Origin of the sequence: Streptomyces halobius (assembly GCF_023277745.1) — a bacterium.
In the GTDB taxonomy this organism is placed as follows: Bacteria; Actinomycetota; Actinomycetes; order Streptomycetales; family Streptomycetaceae; genus Streptomyces; species Streptomyces halobius.
The window spans coordinates 2,544,872-2,561,250 of sequence record NZ_CP086322.1 but is presented as its reverse complement, the minus strand read 5'-3'; the positions used below and the strand labels follow the sequence as shown (position 1 = coordinate 2,561,250).

The window sequence follows — 16,379 nt, the reverse complement described above, 5'->3', positions numbered from 1 at the left end:
AGGCACCACTCGCCACCGCTACCGGGCCTGGTGACTCCCACTCCCCGGGACGCCATGGGATGCGGACACCACCACGAAGCCCTCGGGGCTTGTGGAGAGCCGGGTGCGTGCCAAGTCGTATGACCGGTTCGGGAAGCGGCTCCGGGGAAACGGAACGGTCGAAAGACCGGAACCGCGCCCCGGCCGACTTCACCCGTGATCGCAGTGGGGTGGGGCATCCTGCCTACGACGGGAGCGCCTGCCTGGTTGGCCGGCCCGGCGCGGTGCCTGCTGCCCGGCGAGATCAGCTCACTCGCTCCTCCACCAGCTGCTCCTCGATCAGATCCACGGCCCGGCGGGTGCCGCCCTCGGTGCGCACCTCGGCCCACAGCCATGCCGAGCGCGCGGCGACCTGTGGATCGCCGATGAGTTCCATCAGGGCCGTACGCAGCGCCGCCGCCGTGACGTCCGCGGTGTCGATCCGACGGGCGACGCCCAGTTCGACGAGCCGGCCGGCGTAGAGGCACTGCTCGGCCCCGTGCGGTACCGCGATCATCGGCACACCGGCGTACAAACCCTCACCACTGCTGCCCATGTCGGTATGGGTCACCCATGTGTCCACCTGCTCGAGGAGAGTCGACGGTGGCACCCACGGCAGCACTTCGAAGTTGGGGGGAATCCGTTCCCCCAGCCGGTCCGGATCGCTGCCGCTGTCGATCTGCAGCACGACATGCCAGCCCGGAAGATCCGCGAAGGCCGCCACGCACTGCTGGTAGATCTCCCGCTGCCTGGGGTACGTCGAGCCGCCCAGCGACACCAGCAGCACCTTCTTCGCACCGGCCGGCCGCATCCAGCCGCCCTGCTCCTCACCGGCGCCGAAGCACGGGCCGACGAACGTCACCGCCTCGGTGTCGACCCGGTCCGCATGTGGCTGCATGGCGCGCGGGATCAAGGCCAGCACCCGCCGCGGCCGACCTGTGAACTCCTCCACGTTCGTGGTCACCGCACCGCACCGGGCCAGCCAGGCGGCGAACCGCGCTCGGTGGGCGGAACCTCCGGGCAGCCCGGCAAACGCCGCACGGATCTCCTCCTGGGCACCCTCCCAGGCCACATACGTCGGCGACAGCTGGACGAGGCCTCGGCCCTGCGCCTCGGCCAGCGCGCGGCCCGCGTACGCGCCGATGTCGTAGAGGTAGAGGTCGGCGGGGTCGTCGTCGTACACGGCGTGCAGCTGCGGCAGTACGGCCATCGCCTCATCGAGGAAGAGGGAGGCGGTGGCGATGGGATCCTGTGGCCAGTTGCTGTCGGCGACCGGCAGTGTGGAGGTCAAGCGGACCAGCTCGGCACCGGTGGGGGTAACCAGCTCGGCGACGTGGTCGGCGTTGGCGTACGTCACGCGATGGCCGCGGGCCACGAGCTCACGGATGATCTCCAGGCTGGGCAGCACATGGCCGACCATAGGCGTGCTGATCATAGCAATATGGGATGGAAGGGGCATATCGGACTTCCTTGGATAGAGGTCTACGGCAGGCAAACGCTGAGGGGCGCGACTGGGCAACGCGGCAGTGCGCAACAAGACGACCCGGCGCGCAGAGTCCGGACACCGTCAGCCAAGAGGCGCGGATTTCCGGCGGCGGCGACCGCGGCGGCGCTGTGACGCGACGGGCGCCCTGCCGCGCGGAAAGTGACGCCCCATCAGCCCCTCGGCCCGTCAGGCCGCCAGCGCAGACACATCCAGACGGGCCTCGGCCGACTCGTCGTAGCGGCGGAGCAGGAGGCGGGCCAGTTCGGGGGCGGGGCCGAGCACCGGGGCGAGGATGTCGGCGCCGGCTTCCCGGGCGCCGGTGGCGATGCGGTCCGGGAGGAAGCCGGGTGCGACGACGTATGGGGCGACGGCCACCCGGTCGACGCCATCGGCTCGCAGGGCCCGTACGGCGTCGGCCGTACGGGGCAGAGATGCGGAGGCGAACGCAGGCCGCACGGCACACCAACCAGCGGTGCGCCGCCACTCCCGCGCGGTTTCAGCGATCACTGCGATCGCCTCCGGGTCACTGGAGCCCGCCGAGGCCAGGACGACCCCGGTCGAGCGACGGTCGCCGGGCCGCAGCCCGGCTTCCTCCAGCCGGCGCTCCAGCGCGGCGGTCAGGAGGGAGGAGGGGCCGAGCACCTCGGCCTGGTGGACGGTCAGCAGGGGCAGCCGTAGCGCGGCCTCCCGCAGTACCGACGGAATATCGGACTTCGCGTGGAAGGCGCGAGTAAGGAGGAGAGGCAGGGCCACCACATCCCGCATGCCTTCGGCCGCCAGACGCTCCAGCGCACGGGGCACGCTGGGCGCGTTGAAGTCGAGGTAGCCGATCTCGACACGCAGCCCGGGGCGCAGTGCCCGGACCCGTGCGCAGAGCGCGGAGACGGTCGCCGCGTGCCGTGGGTCGCGGCTGCCGTGGGCGATGACGAGGAGAGTGGGGCGTGCGTCCATGGGTCAGCTCTTGATGAGGAGGCCGCGGCTGCGCAGTACGCGCCGCTCGATCGGGGCGAAGATCAGCAGCTCGATGCCGATACCGACGATCAGGATCAGCAGGATCGCGGACAGCACCCAGGACATGTCCTGGAGCTCACGGCCCTGTTCCAGGAGCTGGCCCAGGCCGGTGCCCAGATCGGCCGCGTTGACGATGAGTTCGGCGGCCATCAGGGAACGCCAGGAGAACGCCCAGCCCTGCTTGAGTCCGGAGATGTAGCCGGGCAGCGCGGCCGGCAGCAGAACGTGCCGGACGCCGGAGAGACCGCTCGCGCCGATGGTGCGGCCCGCCCGCAAGTAGAGGGGAGAGATCTGGTCGACGCCGGCCACCAGCCCGTTGGCGATGGACGGGACGGCGCCGAGCAGCACCACCGCGTAGATCGTGGCGTCGCTCAGCCCGAACCAGATGATCGCTGCCGGGACCCAGGCCACTGAGGGCAGTGACTGCAGACCGCTGAGGATCGGTCCGACGGCGGCCCGTATGACCTTGACCCGGGCGACGATCAGCCCGAGCACCGTGCCGAGGGCGACGGAGGCCAGGAAGCCGAGGGCGCCGCGGGAGACGCTGGTCCACACGAAGCTCAGCAGGGTGCCTTCGAGCCACTTGTCCTGCAGCGACCGGCCGACGTCGACCGGGCTGGGCAGCAGGTAGTGCGGCTTGAGCTGGAAGTGATAGGCGAGCTGCCACAGTGCGAGAACGATCGCGATGGCGATGAGAGGAGGGAACGCCTTTGCGGCGACGGTGCGCAGCCAGGGCTGCCGGGCGACGACGGTGGATTCCAGCGCGTCGAGGCCCGCCTCCAGACCGGCGAGATCACCGGAGGTGTCGCCTGCCGAGGCGGTGGTGGCACCGGCTGTGTCATCGGCCCGTCCGGCGGCGCCTTGCCCGGCCTTTCCGGTGGCGGACTGGGCCTTGGTCTCAGTGCTGGCCATGGCGGCGGATCTCCCCACGCAGCTGTTCGGTGATCTCGATGGACAGGTCGGCGACCGCGGCGTCCTCGATGCGGCGCGGCTGCGGGATGTCCACCTGCCACTCGCGGGCGATCCGGCCGGGACGGGAGGAGAGCAGCACCACCCGCTGGGCCAGCCGTACGGCCTCGCGGACGTTATGGGTGACGAAGAGGACCGACAGGCCGCCATTGCCGGAGCCGTCGGCGTTCGCGTCCTGCCAGATGCGGGTCAGCTCGTCGTGCAGCACGTCCCGGGTGATGGCGTCGAGCGCGGCGAACGGCTCGTCCATCAGCAGCAGTTGGCTGTCCTGGGCGAGCGCGCGGGCCATCGCGACGCGCTGGCGCATTCCGCCCGACAGTTCGTGCACCCGCTTGCCGTACGCGCCCTTGAGCCGTACGAGTTCGAGCAGCCGCTCGGCCTCGTCGCGGCGCTCCGCGCGCGGCACCCCCCGCAGCCGCAGTGCCAGTTCGACGTTGCGGCCCGCGGTCAGCCACGGGAACAGCGCGTGTTCCTGGAACATCAGGGCCGGACGGCCGCCGGGCGTGTGGATGGTGCCGACGGACGGCGCGTCGAGACCTGCCACGAGATTGAGCAGGGTGGATTTGCCGCAGCCCGAGGCTCCCAGGAGGCAGACGAATTCGCCCGGTGCGACATCGATGCTGATGTTGTCCAGCACATGCTGCTGCGCGCCGGGACGGCCGAACGACTTCGAGACATGGTCGATGCGAGCGGCGTACGGACGGGTCGTGACCGGGTCCGCCGTGGCGGGCTTGGTGAGCGTGGGCGTCGTCATCGGTGTCACCTCCTGGGGAATTGCGGTGCTGGTGGGGCGGGGGTCACTCGCTGCCGAGGCCGGCGTCGTCGACCTGCGGTCTGCCCTCGGCCTTGAGCACCTTGTTCAGCAGCGTGAGGTCGTAGATGCCCTTGAGGTCGGGCTTCGCCAGCAGGCCGGCCTGGACGGCGTAGTCCGTCTGCTTCTGCAGGGTCGCGGCCAGCGGGTCATCGGTGACCTCGATGTTCTTGAACGCCGGGGCGATGACATCGGGCGGCAGCGACTGGCCCGCGATCTTCGAGTCGGCGAGCTTGTCGTTGAGCGCGTTCTGCGCCTCCGCCGGCCGGGACCGGATCCAGGCGTTGGTCTTCACCGAGCCGCGCAGTACCGCCTCGACGGCCTTGGGGTGTTCCTTGAGGAACTGCTGCGAGACGATCACGTGCGTGATGACGAACTTCCCGTTCTTCCACAGCTTCGTCTCGTCCAGCAGCGCCTTGCCGCCCGCGGCGACGAGCTTGGAGGCGGTGGGTTCGGGGACCCAGGCGGCGTCGATGCTGCCCTGCTTGAAGGCGGTCGGCATCACCTTGTTGTCGGTGCGCTGGACGGTGACCTCGCCTGTGCCGGTGGTGGCGTCGACCTTGTAGCCCCGGCCGGCCAGGTAGTGCAGCAGTGCCACGTCCTGGGTGTTGCCGAGCTGCGGGGTCGCGATCGTCTTGCCCTTGAGGTCGTCCAGGCTCTTGATCTTCTCGGGGTTGACCACGAGCGAGACTCCGCCGGAGGCCGAACCCGAGATGATCTTCAGGCTCCTGCCGTGCGACTTGGCAAAGCCGTTGATCGAGGGGGAGGGGCCGATCCAGCCGATGTCGATGGCGCCCGAGTTGAGGGCCTCGATTTCGGCGGGGCCCGCGTTGAAGACGGAGGGCTTGACCTCGGTGCCGCCCAGTTCCTTCTGGAAGAAGCCCTTCTGGAGGCCGATCAGCGGGGTGGCGTGCGTGGTGTTGCCGAAGAGCCCGATCCTGACCTGGTCGAGTCCGTCGACCTTCGCGCCCTTGGGGGCGACGCCGCCCGCGGTGTCCTTCTTGGCCTTGGAGCCATAGCCGCAGGCCCCCAGTGCGGCTATCAGGACGGGGAGGGTGACGGCGGCCGCCAACAGGCGGAAGCGAACGGCAGACACGGGAGGTTTTCCTCTCGGAGGGCCGGGACGGCGCGCGCCTCTCTAGGGCGCACCCGGCGGTTCAGTCGGTCTTCGGAAGGGGGGCACGGGCCATACGGAACCGAGCGTCATCAGCGCACACATCGGCCGACTCCGCCCTGGCCGCTGCCGAGGGCGCCGCTGCCCACCCGGCCGCCCTCCTTCGCGAAGGTGGAGAAGAAGTCGCTGAGCATGCTCAGAAGTCCCATCCGTCGTCGTCCGCCTCGGTGGCCGGCGTGGCGTCCGCGGCCGCCTCCGCGAAGGCGGTGCCCGCCATGCCCGCGGTCAGCGTCGTACCGTCCGCCGGGTCGATCAGCAGGAAGGAGCCGGTGCGGCGGGAGGCCGCGTAGGCGTCCAGGGCCAGCGGCTCGGCGGTGCGGAGCGTGATCCGGCCGATGTCGTTGGCGACCAGTTCGCCGGGCTCCGGGTGCTGCGAGAGATCGTCCAGCGTCAGCCGGGACGGGATCTCCTTGACGATCGCCTTGACCGTGCGGGTGGTGTGCTTGAGCAGCACCCGCTGGCCGACGGTGAGCGGGCGGTCCGCCACATGGCAGATGGTCGCCTCGATGTCCTGCGACGTGGCCGGCGCCGAAGCGGTCGGGGCGATGAGATCGCCGCGGGAGATGTCGACGTCGTCGGCGAGCCGGACCGTCACCGACTGCGGCGCCCAGGCGACGTCCACGCCCTGGCCGAGTGCGTCGATCGCCTCGATGGTGCTGGTGCGGCCGGAGGGCAGCACGGTGACGGCGTCGCCGACGCGCAGCACGCCGGAGGCGATCTGGCCCGCGTAGCCGCGGTAGTCGGGGTGCTGAGCGGTCTGCGGGCGGATGACGTACTGGACCGGGAAACGGCCGGGGTCGTCCGACGGATCGGCGACGACCGGCACCGTCTCCAGGTGCTCCAGCACGGTCGGACCGCCGTACCAGTCCATGTTGGGGGACGGCGTCACGACGTTGTCGCCGGCCAGCGCCGAGATCGGGATGGCGGTGATCTCCGGGACGCCCAGGGAGGCCGCGTAGGTGGTGAACTCCTCGGCGATCGCGGCGAAGACGGGCTCCGCGTAGTCGACGAGGTCCATCTTGTTGACGGCGAGGACGACATGGGGGACGCGGAGGAGGGCGGCGACCGCGGCGTGCCGGCGGGTCTGCTCGACCACGCCGTTACGGGCGTCCACCAGTACCACGGCCAGCTCGGCGGTGGAGGCGCCGGTGACCATGTTGCGGGTGTACTGCACATGCCCGGGGGTGTCGGCGAGGATGAACCGGCGTCGCGGTGTGGCGAAGTAGCGGTAGGCGACGTCGATGGTGATGCCCTGCTCGCGCTCGGCGCGCAGCCCGTCGGTCAGCAGTGCCAGGTCGGGTGCCTCCTGCCCGCGGTTGCGGGAGGCGTGTTCGACGGCCTCCAGCTGGTCGGCGAGCACCGACTTGGAGTCGTGCAGCAGCCGGCCGACCAGGGTCGACTTGCCGTCGTCGACGGAGCCGGCGGTGGCGAAACGCAGCAGCGAGGTGGCACCCGCGTCCACGATGCCCTCAACAGCATTGGTGGTGCTCATGGTTAGAAGTACCCCTCGCGCTTGCGGTCCTCCATGGCGGCCTCCGACAGCTTGTCGTCGGCCCTCGTCGCGCCCCGTTCGGTGAGCCGGGACGCGGCGATCTCCGCGATGACGGCCTCGATGGTGTCGGCGTCGGAGTCGACGGCCCCGGTGCAGGACATATCGCCGACGGTGCGGTAGCGCACCTTCCGGGTCTCCGCGCGCTCGTCGTCCTTGGGGCCGCCCCACTGGCCGGGTGCGAGCCACATGCCGCCCCGCGCGAAGACCTCGCGCTCGTGGGCGTAGTAGATGGCGGGCAGTTCGATCTTCTCGCGGGCGATGTACTGCCAGACGTCCAGCTCGGTCCAGTTGGACAGCGGGAAGACCCGGACATGTTCGCCGGGGGAGTGCTTGCCGTTGTAGAGCTGCCACAGCTCGGGGCGCTGCCGGCGCGGGTCCCAGCCGCCGAACTCGTCACGCAGCGAGAACACCCGCTCCTTGGCGCGGGCCTTCTCCTCGTCCCGGCGGCCGCCGCCGAAGACCGCGTCGAAACGGTTCTTCTCGATGGCGTCCAGCAGTGGGACGGTCTGCAGCGGGTTACGCGTGCCGTCGGGACGTTCGCGCAGCTCACCGCGGTCGATGAAGTCCTGCACGGAGGCGACATGCAGCCGCAGGCCGTGGCGCTCCACCGTGCGGTCCCGGTAGTCGAGGACCTCGGGGAAGTTGTGCCCGGTGTCGACATGCAGCAGTGAGAAGGGGACGGGCGCCGGTGCGAACGCCTTCAGCGCGAGGTGCAGCATGACGATGGAGTCCTTGCCGCCGGAGAAGAGGATCACCGGCCGCTCGAACTCGCCCGCGACCTCGCGGAAGATGTGTACTGCCTCGGACTCCAGGGCGTCCAGGTGGGAGAGGGCGTACGGGGAGTCCTCCCGGCCCGGCCCGGTCTCAACGGGCGCGGTCGTCATGCCAGTCCCCTCTCGGTGAGCAGCGTGTGCAGCGCCGTCGCGGACTCCTGCACGGTCTGGGTGTGCGACTCGATGCGCAGATCGGGCGACTCGGGCGCCTCGTACGGGTCGTCCACGCCGGTCAGTCCGGAGATCTCGCCCGCCGCCTGCTTGGCGTACAGGCCCTTCACATCGCGTTCCGAGCACACCTCGACCGGAGTGGCCACATGCACCTCCAGATACGCGGTGCCCTCGGCCTGGTGGCGCTTGCGCACCGCCTCCCGGCTGTCCGCGTACGGTGCGATCACCGGCACCAGCGCCTTGACGCCGTTGCTCGCCAGCAGCTCGGCGACGAAGCCGATGCGCTGGACGTTGGTGTGCCGGTCCTCGCGGCTGAAGCCGAGGCCCGCGGAGAGGAACTCGCGGATCTCGTCGCCGTCGAGCACCTCGACCCGGTGGCCTTCGCCGCGCAGCCGGCCGGCCAGTTCGCGCGCGATGGTCGTCTTGCCCGCGCTCGGCAGACCGGTCAGCCAGATCGTGGCGCCCGTCATCTGTATCTCCTGAAGCTGTGTCTTCTGAAGGCGTGTCTGAAGCGGTGTCTGCTGGAGCTGCGTTTGCTGGAGCTGTGTCCGCAGCCGTGTCCTCCCGGGGGACACATCCGAACCCTGTGCCATCAGTGCAGCCCGCACTCGGTCTTGTTGGTACCGGCCCAGCGCCCGGCCCGTGCGTCCTCGCCCGCCGTCACCCGGCGGGTGCAGGGCGCGCAGCCGACCGAGGCGTAGCCGTCCATCAGCAGCGGGTTGGTCAGCACACCGTGTTCGGCGATGTACGCGTCCACGTCGGCCCGCGTCCAGCGGGCGATCGGCGAGATCTTGACCTTCTCGCGCTTGGCGTCCCAGCCGACGACCGGGGTGTTCGCACGGGTCGGGGACTCGTCCCGGCGCAGCCCGGTCGCCCAGGCGTCATAGCCGGTCAGGCCCGCTTCGAGGGGCTTGACCTTGCGCAGCGCGCAGCACCGGTCCGGGTCGCGGTCGTGCAGCCTGGGACCGTACTCGGCGTCCTGCTCCGCGACGGACTGACGGGGCGTCAGGGTGATGAGATTGACGTCCATCACCGCGGCCACCGCGTCCCGGGTCCCGAGGGTCTCCGGGAAGTGGTAGCCGGTGTCGAGGAACACCACGTCCACGCCCGGGACGGCGCGCGAGGCGAGGTGGGCGACGACCGCGTCCTCCATGGACGACGTCACACAGAAACGGGAACCGAAGGTTTCGGCGGCCCACTTGAGGATGTCGAGCGGGGCCGCGTCCTTCAGGTCGCGGCCGGCCCGCTCGGCGAGCTGCGGCAGATCGGTGGCAGTGGTCACGACGCGTCTCCAGAAGATGGTGAGGCGGCAGTGGACAGGCCCCGGGAAAGCAGGCCGAGGAACTTCAGCCGGAACGCCCGGCTGCACGCCCGGCATTCCCAGGCCGCGCCTTCACCGCGGACCGAGCCCTCCTCGGAGGGCCGCAGATCCTCGTCACCGCAGTACGGGCAGTAGAAGGGGGCCGCACGCTCGCTCACTTCAGCGCACCTTCTTCCGCACGGGCCGCCCACTGGGCGAACCGCTCACCGTCGCCGCGCTGCTCCTCGAAGTTGCGCAGCACCCGCTCGACGTAGTCGGGGAGTTCGTCGGCGGTGACCTTCAGCCCGCGGACCTTGCGGCCGAAGCCGGGCTCCAGACCCAGCGCGCCGCCCAGGTGCACCTGGTAGCCCTCGACCTGGTTGCCGTTGTCGTCCAGCATCAGCTGCCCCTTGAGACCGATGTCCGCCACCTGGATACGGGCGCAGGCGTTGGGGCAGCCGTTGATGTTGACGGTGACCGGCTCCTCGAAGCCGGGGAGACGGCGCTCCAGTTCGTCGATCAGCGCGGCGCCACGGCCCTTGGTCTCGACGATCGCCAGCTTGCAGAACTCGATGCCGGTGCAGGCCATCGTGCCGCGCCGGAACGGGGACGGCTTGACCCGCAGGTCCAGCGCCTCAAGGCCGGCGACCAGCGAGTCGACCTGCGTCTCGTCGATGTCCAGCACGATCATCTTCTGCTCGGCGGTGGTACGCAGCCGGCCCGAGCCATGTGCCTCGGCCAGCTCGGCGATCTTGGTGAGGGTGGCACCGTCCACCCGGCCGACGCGCGGCGCGAAGCCGACGTAGAAGCGGCCGTCCTTCTGCTTGTGCACGCCCACGTGATCGCGCCACCGCTGCGCGGGCTGCGCCGGCGCGGGCCCGTCGGTCAGCTTCCGCTTCAGGTACTCGTCCTCCAGTACCTGACGGAACTTCTCCGGGCCCCAGTCGGCGACCAGGAACTTCAGCCGGGCGCGGGTGCGCAGCCGGCGGTAGCCGTAGTCGCGGAAGATCGAGATGACGCCTTCGTAGACATCGGCGGCCTCGTCGCGGGAGACCCAGGTGCCCAGCCGCACACCGAGCTTGGGGTTGGTGGACAGGCCGCCGCCGACCCACACATCGAAGCCCGGACCGTGCTCGGGGTGCTCGACCCCCACGAACGAGATGTCGTTGATCTCGTGCGCCACGTCCAGCAGCGGTGAGCCGGAGACCGCGGACTTGAACTTGCGCGGCAGGTTGGAGAACGCGGGATTGCCGACGATCCGGCGGTGGATCTCCTCGATGACCGGGGTGCCGTCGATGATCTCGTCCTCGGCGATACCGGCGACCGGCGAGCCGAGGATGACACGGGGCGTGTCACCGCACGCCTCGGTGGTGGACAGGCCGACGGCCTCAAGACGCCGCCAGATCTCCGGTACGTCCTCGATCCGGATCCAGTGGTACTGGACGTTCTGCCGGTCGGTGATGTCCGCGGTGCCACGCGCGAACTCCTGCGAGATCTCACCGATCACCCGCAGCTGTTCGGTCGTCAGCCGCCCGCCGTCGATACGGACCCGCAGCATGAAGTACTCGTCGTCCAGCTCCTCCGGCTCCAGGATCGCGGTCTTGCCGCCGTCGATCCCGGGCCTGCGCTGGGTGTAGAGGCCCCACCAACGCATCCGCCCGCGCAGGTCGTTGGGGTCGATCGAGTCGAAACCGGCCTTGGAGTAGATCGTCTCAATGCGTGTCCGCACATTGAGACCGTCATCGTCCTTCTTGAACTGCTCATTGCCGTTCAGCGGCGTGAAGTGACCTGCGGCCCACTGGCCCTCGCCACGGTGGCGTCCGGCCTTGCGGCGGCTCGTGGCGGCTGCGGGCTTCTCTGGCGTGGCGGCCATGGGTGTACGTCCTTCTGGGCGGCTCAAGGGGGCGGGCTGGGCGGGTGACGCCCGCTGTGACCTGCGTGGACACACCTAAGGGCCGGCGCGTGGGGACGCGTCGTGAGTGCGGTGCGAGGCCGGGGGCGTCAGCGCGTCCGCGACGGTGCGGACGGCGTGCGAGGCAGTGGTGCTGTGACTGTCAGCCCGCCGGACAGATGGCGCTGGACATGCGGCCGAGGTCGACGTGCCGCCGACTCACCAAGGCAATTCCAGCTGTAGACATGACGGAAGCGTGGCACGCCGCTCTCTGGGCAGTCCACCGTTATCCAATATTTGGACAGCGTTGTCCCGCAGTGCGAGACGATGTGTCGTCGATCACGTTCCGGCGGGCGTGCGCGGTCCCGCGCCGGGCCACGGGCCCGGGGCCGGCACCTCGGGCTCCTCGGTCACCGTGGTGTCGTACAGCCGGAAGCCGCGCCGCCGGTAATTGGCCATCGCGTGCGGCCCGTCGTCGCTGCAGGTGTGCAGCCACACCCGCTGGGTCTTCGGCCGCTGCGGCCAGCGCTCCGCCAGATCCCAGGCCCGCGCGGTCCCGTACGCGAGCAGCTCCCCGCCGATCCGGCGTCCCTGGAACGCCGGGAGCAGCCCGAAGTAGGCGATCTCCACCGCGCCCTCCGGCTGGGCGTCGAGCTCGACGAACCCGGCCGGTGTGCCACGCTCGTACGCCACCCAGGTCTCCACGCCCGGCCGCCCCAGGTACTCCGCCCACTGCGCGTACGACCACGACAGCCGGTCGGTCCACCGGATGTCCCCGCCCACCGCCGTATAGAGGAAGCGGCTGAATTCGGGCGACGGGATCTCGGAGCGGACGATCCGGACACCCTGCTCGGCTGGCGGGCCCTCGGCGGGGGCAAGGTCGGCGGGCGAGGTCTGTTCGAGGTAGTAGGTGGTGACCGTGTGGCTCGTGCTCATGCGGTCAGCACATCACACGGGAATCCGGGGGCGGGGGCTGGGCCGTTCTGTGAGACGGGGCGGAGAGGTGGGGGAGGACGGAGGGAGGGGACGGAGAAGGGGACGGGGCGGCTGCGGGGCGGTGGCCCGGCATGAGACGAGAGGTCCATGGAGCGAGACCGGCCGTGAGACGAGAGCGGGCATGCGCCGGGGCCAGGCCCGAGCCGAGGCCGGGCACGAGCCGAGGCCGGGCACGAGACCCGTACGGCATCCGGTACGGCATTCGTTCGACATCCGTACGGCGCCCGTGCACGAGACCCGTACGGCGCCTGTGCGCGAGACCCGTACGGCGCCTGTGCGCGAGACCCGTACGGCGCCTGTGCGCGAGACCCGTACGGCGACCCTTGGGCCCCGGCTACCCAACTCCGGTCATACGGGCGAAGACCACCACATTGCCCGCGTAGCCGCTGTTCGCGGAATAGCCGCCGCCGCAGGTCAGGACGCGCAGCTCCGGGCGGCCGGTGGCACCGTAGACCTGCCTGGACGGGAAGTCCTTCTTGGCGAAGACCTGGATGCCGTAGACCTCGAAGACCACGGTCCTGCCATCCTCACGGGTCACCCGGATCGTGTTTCCCTTCTTCAGGCCGCCCAGCCCGTAGAAGACCGCGGGGCCGCTGAAGTTGTCGACATGGCCGACGACGACGGCGGTGCCGTTCTCCCCCGGGGCAGGCGCGTCTTTGTACCAGCCTGCGAGACGGGGATTCTTGGGTGGTGGGGCGGCGATCCAGCCGTCCTTGTCCAGGCCCACCGGGATGACCGGGGCGGACACCTTGATCGACGGGATGGTCACCCGGGCGGCGGCGGAACGGGGCAGCGGGGCCGGCGCGCTCACGTCGGGGCGGCTGTCGGTGGGGGAGACGCGCCGGACGGCACCGTGCGGCTGCGGCGGTCCGTCGGCCTCGTCAGACAGCCCGTTGCGCACCAAGGCGAGACCCGTGAGACCGACCAGGGCGATCACACCCCACTTGGGGCGGTGCGGGCCGGGCGTTTCCGGGTGCCGCTCCTCCGGTGCGCCCATCGGGCTCATCGCGTGCCTCCCGCTCCTCCCGCGGTCGCGTTCCCCGCGTGCGTCGTCCGCTGTCGGCACGCTAGAGGCGTGCCGGGACAGCGGCGACAGCAGACGGCTGAACGGGTGGGGCACGCGGTATCCGTGAGGTGCTATCTGTGAGATCTGTGAGGCGACGTGCGCGAGGCGATATCTGTGAGGTCGATGCCGCTACTCGCCGATGCCCGGCCAATCGCCGTCCGGTGGAAACAGTGCGTCGGCGAGCCGGTCGATCTGCTCGGGATCGGATGACCAGCAGTGGAGGAGCACTTCGTCCGCGCCGATCGCCGTGTACCCGGCCACCGCGTCGCGGATCTCGTCCCGGCTGGTGAGTATCCCGTCCACCATGTGGTCGGCGGGGCCGAGCGACTGGTAGTACGTACGCAGTGCCTGGCGGGCACGATCGACGGTCGACCGTGGTCCGAGCGCCACATCGACCTGGGCCAGCAGCCGCGGGTGGCCGGTACGCCCGGCTCGGCCCCAGGCCGTCTCCACATAACGGAACAGCAGGTCCATCTGTTGGGACGGGAGCGCGGCGCCGACAAAGCCGTCACCCCAGCGGGCGACGCGTTCCGCGACGGTGGGCGTGGCGCCGCCGAAGAGCACCCCCGGGCGCGCGGGGGCGGGGCCGACGTCCCCGGTGGGCTTCGCACTCGTCCGGATACGCCGCAATGTCGCCATCCGCGCATCGAGCCGACGGCTGCGGGTACGGAGGCAGGCACCGGCGCCCGGACCCCCGTCGTGGTCCTCGCCCTCGTCGCACTCGTCACGGTCGTCGCACTCGTCGCACTCGTCGGGTCGGCCGCCCGGCCCGAAGCCGAGCGTGAAGCGCCCGCCGGTCAGCAGATCGAGGGTGGCGGCCTGCTGGGCTAGCAGCTCCGTACCGTGCGGTGGGGTGAGCGGAACCTCGGCCTGGAGCCGGATCCGGGATGTGGCGCCGGCCAGCGTGGCCAGGGTGATCAACGGCTCAGGAGCGCCGAACACCGGCCGACCGGGCAGGGCCACGGCGGTGAACGGGGTGGTGTCGGCGCGCCGGGCCCAGGTCAGCAGCTGCGCGGGGTCGCCAAAGGGAGGGCCGAGGGGCCGCATTTTCGCGGCGAGAACCGGGGGCGATGGCCATCCCTCATGGCCCTGGCGTGGTTCCAGGTCCCGGCGCCGCCTTTTGCATCCATGCTGCTTCCGCCCCTACCCCCTCCTCGCCGCCGCTATCGCCGGTGCCGTTGACTGCGGCAGCAGCTGCACGGGCGTCGCCGGCAGACGGAGTTCCACCTGCACGCCGTCCGCGAAGCGGTACGGACGATGGGCCAGGAGCCCCGCGAGATGGCGGCGTAGCCGGGACAGTTCGGCGCGGACGGTGACCGTGCGGCCGCCGTCGCCGAACAGGTCCTGCGCCAGTTCGGCGGCGCTGCGTCCCTCCGGACGCGTGGCGAGGACGAACAACAGCTCGGCATGGCGTGGGGTCAGCTCATGCGACCAGCCGCCGACCGGACCGGTGACGGTGATGCTCGCGCCGTCCCGGCCGCTGACGTCCAGCAGCACCCGGCTCGGCCCGGCGGCCGGTTCCTGACGGCCGACGCGGATCAGCCAGCCGCCGGGCAGCGGTTCCAGCGTGCACATGCCGTACCGCGGCAGCCACAGCGGACCGGCCTCGGGCGCCTTGGGCAGCGCGACCCGGTCCGTCGGGGTCATCCCGGTGACCCCCGCGACCCAGCCGTGCGGATCGACGGCCAGCGCCCGCCCGCCGATCCGCGCGAGGAGCGGCGCCGCGCTCGACCGCAGCCGTTCCAGGGACTGCTGGTGCCGGGTGCGCAGCTCGCCCTCCGCGAGCCGGGCGACCGCGGAGACCAGCGGGAGCGTCGTGGGATGGAAGGTGTGCGCGGGGCCGCTGATGTCGACAGTGCCCAACAGGCGTCCGTCGCCCGGGTCGTGAAGCGGCGCGGCGGCACATGTCCACTGATGGTGGGCGCGGACGAAATGCTCCGCGGAATGCACCAGCACCGGGCGCCGGGCCACCAGCGCGGTGCCGATGGCATTGGTGCCGACGACGCCCTCCGTCCAGTCGGCGCCCTTGTCGAAACCGAGCCGGTCGGCCATCCGCCGGACCGGCGCGCAGCCCTCCCGCCACAGCACCCGGCCGTCCGCGTCCGTGACCACCATGATCTGCTGCGCCGCGTCGGACGCCGACAGCAGACCGTCGTACAGCACCGGCAGCACCGTCGTCAGCTGGGAGTTGTGCCGACGGTGCTCCAACTCCGCGACGGACAGGAGGCGTTGCTGGCTGTCCCGTTCCGGGTCGACGCCGGAGCCCAGCGCCCGGAGCCAGGATTCGCTGATCACCTGGCGGGGCGCGTCGGACGGCCCGTCCGGGGGCGGTTCGCCGGAGAGCGCGGCCTCACGGACCGAAGCGAGCCGGCGCGTGGTCTCGCGGATGTCCCGGGCCGACCAGACGGCCCGGTTGATCGGTGTCTCGCTCACGCTGCTCCCGTTGGGCACTGATCGTCTGGACGTGCCCATGGTGCCGTCAACAGGCCGTTCCGGAAGGGCCATTCCACAGATCCACCGCAACGTCGTGCAACCGTTGTGGCCTATGACGTGTGCAGGGGAATCTGTGGTGCGCGGCCGATGGCGTCCCGCACCGAGGTTGCCCGGTCACCCGTCGGAGGCCATCGGTGGTCCGCCAGGACGCCGTCGGCCGCACGCACCGTCAGCACCACGTGGGGGAGGGGCTCACCATCGTGGCCATCGCTCCGCGCATCGTGGTGATCGGTGCGGGCGAGGGGGTGCGGATCGCACGCGCCGCCCGGCTGGCGGGCCATTACGGGGTCCCCCGGATCCCCGCCGTCGACGTCCTGGTCAACTGTCCGCCCCTGCCTGACGACGGCTATGTCATCGACGGGTCGCCCCAGTTGCTCGACCGGGTGGCCGGTGTCGGCGGCCTGCTGCCCGCGCTGGCCTTCGCCGATCTCGTCGTCCATCTCCAGGGGGCCGTACGGACGCACACCGATACGGCCTGCCGGGTCATCCGCTACTACGAGGCCCGGGGCGTGCTGGTCGGTTATCCGCCGGACGCGCCCGACGGCGACATCATCGTCGCCATCGACGCGGCGCTTCGCGGGCGCACCACGACCGATCCGCCGAGATGGCCCTGAGACCGGGAGCGGCGCCGAGTCGGCGCGGCACCGCTCCCTGACCGGCGCGGCGGC

General features: G+C 70.9%; 17 protein-coding genes. 1 reads left to right on the top strand and 16 read right to left on the bottom strand.

Annotated features, from left to right (window positions below):
* Positions 1-283: 283 nt before the first annotated feature.
* The 16 genes from K9S39_RS12010 to K9S39_RS11935 form a co-directional block, all read right to left on the bottom strand.
* Complete coding sequence (locus K9S39_RS12010; RefSeq protein WP_248863338.1) at positions 284-1,453, bottom strand: macrolide family glycosyltransferase; 1,170 nt, start codon at positions 1,451-1,453, stop codon at positions 284-286.
* Positions 1,454-1,690: 237 nt separating this feature from the next.
* A complete protein-coding gene (locus tag K9S39_RS12005; protein WP_248863337.1) occupies positions 1,691-2,455 on the bottom strand; it encodes a sirohydrochlorin chelatase in 765 nt (254 codons plus the stop codon).
* Between the two features lie 3 nt (positions 2,456-2,458).
* Entirely contained in the window at positions 2,459-3,427 is a 969-nt protein-coding gene (locus K9S39_RS12000) for an ABC transporter permease (RefSeq protein WP_248863336.1), read from the bottom strand.
* Complete coding sequence (locus K9S39_RS11995; protein ID WP_248863335.1) at positions 3,414-4,238, bottom strand: ABC transporter ATP-binding protein; 825 nt, start codon at positions 4,236-4,238, stop codon at positions 3,414-3,416. The genes K9S39_RS12000 and K9S39_RS11995 overlap by 14 nt, the downstream gene beginning before the upstream one ends.
* A gap of 43 nt (positions 4,239-4,281) precedes the next feature.
* Positions 4,282-5,391 carry an ABC transporter substrate-binding protein gene (locus K9S39_RS11990; RefSeq protein ID WP_248863334.1) on the bottom strand — a complete coding sequence of 370 codons (1,110 nt, stop codon included), beginning with the start codon at positions 5,389-5,391 and terminating at the stop codon, positions 4,282-4,284.
* A 214-nt stretch (positions 5,392-5,605) separates the two neighbouring features.
* Complete coding sequence (locus tag K9S39_RS11980) at positions 5,606-6,961, bottom strand: sulfate adenylyltransferase subunit 1 (RefSeq protein WP_248863333.1); 1,356 nt, start codon at positions 6,959-6,961, stop codon at positions 5,606-5,608.
* Positions 6,962-6,963: 2 nt separating this feature from the next.
* Positions 6,964-7,905, bottom strand: a complete 942-nt coding sequence (cysD, locus tag K9S39_RS11975) for a sulfate adenylyltransferase subunit CysD (protein ID WP_248863332.1) — start codon at positions 7,903-7,905, stop codon at positions 6,964-6,966.
* The gene (cysC, locus tag K9S39_RS11970) at positions 7,902-8,435 is read right to left on the bottom strand and encodes an adenylyl-sulfate kinase (protein ID WP_248863331.1); all 534 of its coding nucleotides are present in this window, start codon (positions 8,433-8,435) and stop codon (positions 7,902-7,904) included. The genes cysD and cysC overlap by 4 nt, the downstream gene beginning before the upstream one ends.
* 122 nt (positions 8,436-8,557) lie before the next feature.
* Positions 8,558-9,247 (bottom strand): phosphoadenylyl-sulfate reductase, encoded by a 690-nt coding sequence (locus K9S39_RS11965; protein ID WP_248863330.1) that lies wholly within the window; start codon positions 9,245-9,247, stop codon positions 8,558-8,560.
* Positions 9,244-9,444: a hypothetical protein gene (locus K9S39_RS11960; RefSeq protein ID WP_248863329.1), complete on the bottom strand. Its 201-nt coding sequence runs from the start codon at positions 9,442-9,444 to the stop codon at positions 9,244-9,246. The genes K9S39_RS11965 and K9S39_RS11960 overlap by 4 nt, the downstream gene beginning before the upstream one ends.
* Entirely contained in the window at positions 9,441-11,138 is a 1,698-nt protein-coding gene (locus K9S39_RS11955) for a nitrite/sulfite reductase (RefSeq protein WP_248863328.1), read from the bottom strand. Before K9S39_RS11955 ends, K9S39_RS11960 begins: the two co-directional genes overlap by 4 nt.
* A gap of 181 nt (positions 11,139-11,319) precedes the next feature.
* Positions 11,320-11,403 carry a putative leader peptide gene (locus K9S39_RS42385; protein WP_312024626.1) on the bottom strand — a complete coding sequence of 28 codons (84 nt, stop codon included), beginning with the start codon at positions 11,401-11,403 and terminating at the stop codon, positions 11,320-11,322.
* A 92-nt stretch (positions 11,404-11,495) separates the two neighbouring features.
* Complete coding sequence (locus K9S39_RS11950; RefSeq protein WP_248863327.1) at positions 11,496-12,092, bottom strand: GNAT family N-acetyltransferase; 597 nt, start codon at positions 12,090-12,092, stop codon at positions 11,496-11,498.
* Between the two features lie 394 nt (positions 12,093-12,486).
* A complete protein-coding gene (locus K9S39_RS11945; RefSeq protein WP_406707909.1) occupies positions 12,487-13,158 on the bottom strand; it encodes a class F sortase in 672 nt (223 codons plus the stop codon).
* A 189-nt stretch (positions 13,159-13,347) separates the two neighbouring features.
* Positions 13,348-14,265, bottom strand: a complete 918-nt coding sequence (locus tag K9S39_RS11940; protein WP_248863326.1) for an LLM class flavin-dependent oxidoreductase — start codon at positions 14,263-14,265, stop codon at positions 13,348-13,350.
* A 96-nt stretch (positions 14,266-14,361) separates the two neighbouring features.
* Positions 14,362-15,651, bottom strand: a complete 1,290-nt coding sequence (locus K9S39_RS11935) for a helix-turn-helix domain-containing protein (protein ID WP_248863325.1) — start codon at positions 15,649-15,651, stop codon at positions 14,362-14,364.
* Positions 15,652-15,845: 194 nt separating this feature from the next.
* Between K9S39_RS11935 and K9S39_RS11930 the strand changes: the two genes are divergently transcribed.
* Positions 15,846-16,325: a hypothetical protein gene (locus K9S39_RS11930; RefSeq protein WP_248863324.1), complete on the top strand. Its 480-nt coding sequence runs from the start codon at positions 15,846-15,848 to the stop codon at positions 16,323-16,325.
* Positions 16,326-16,379 lie beyond the last annotated feature (54 nt).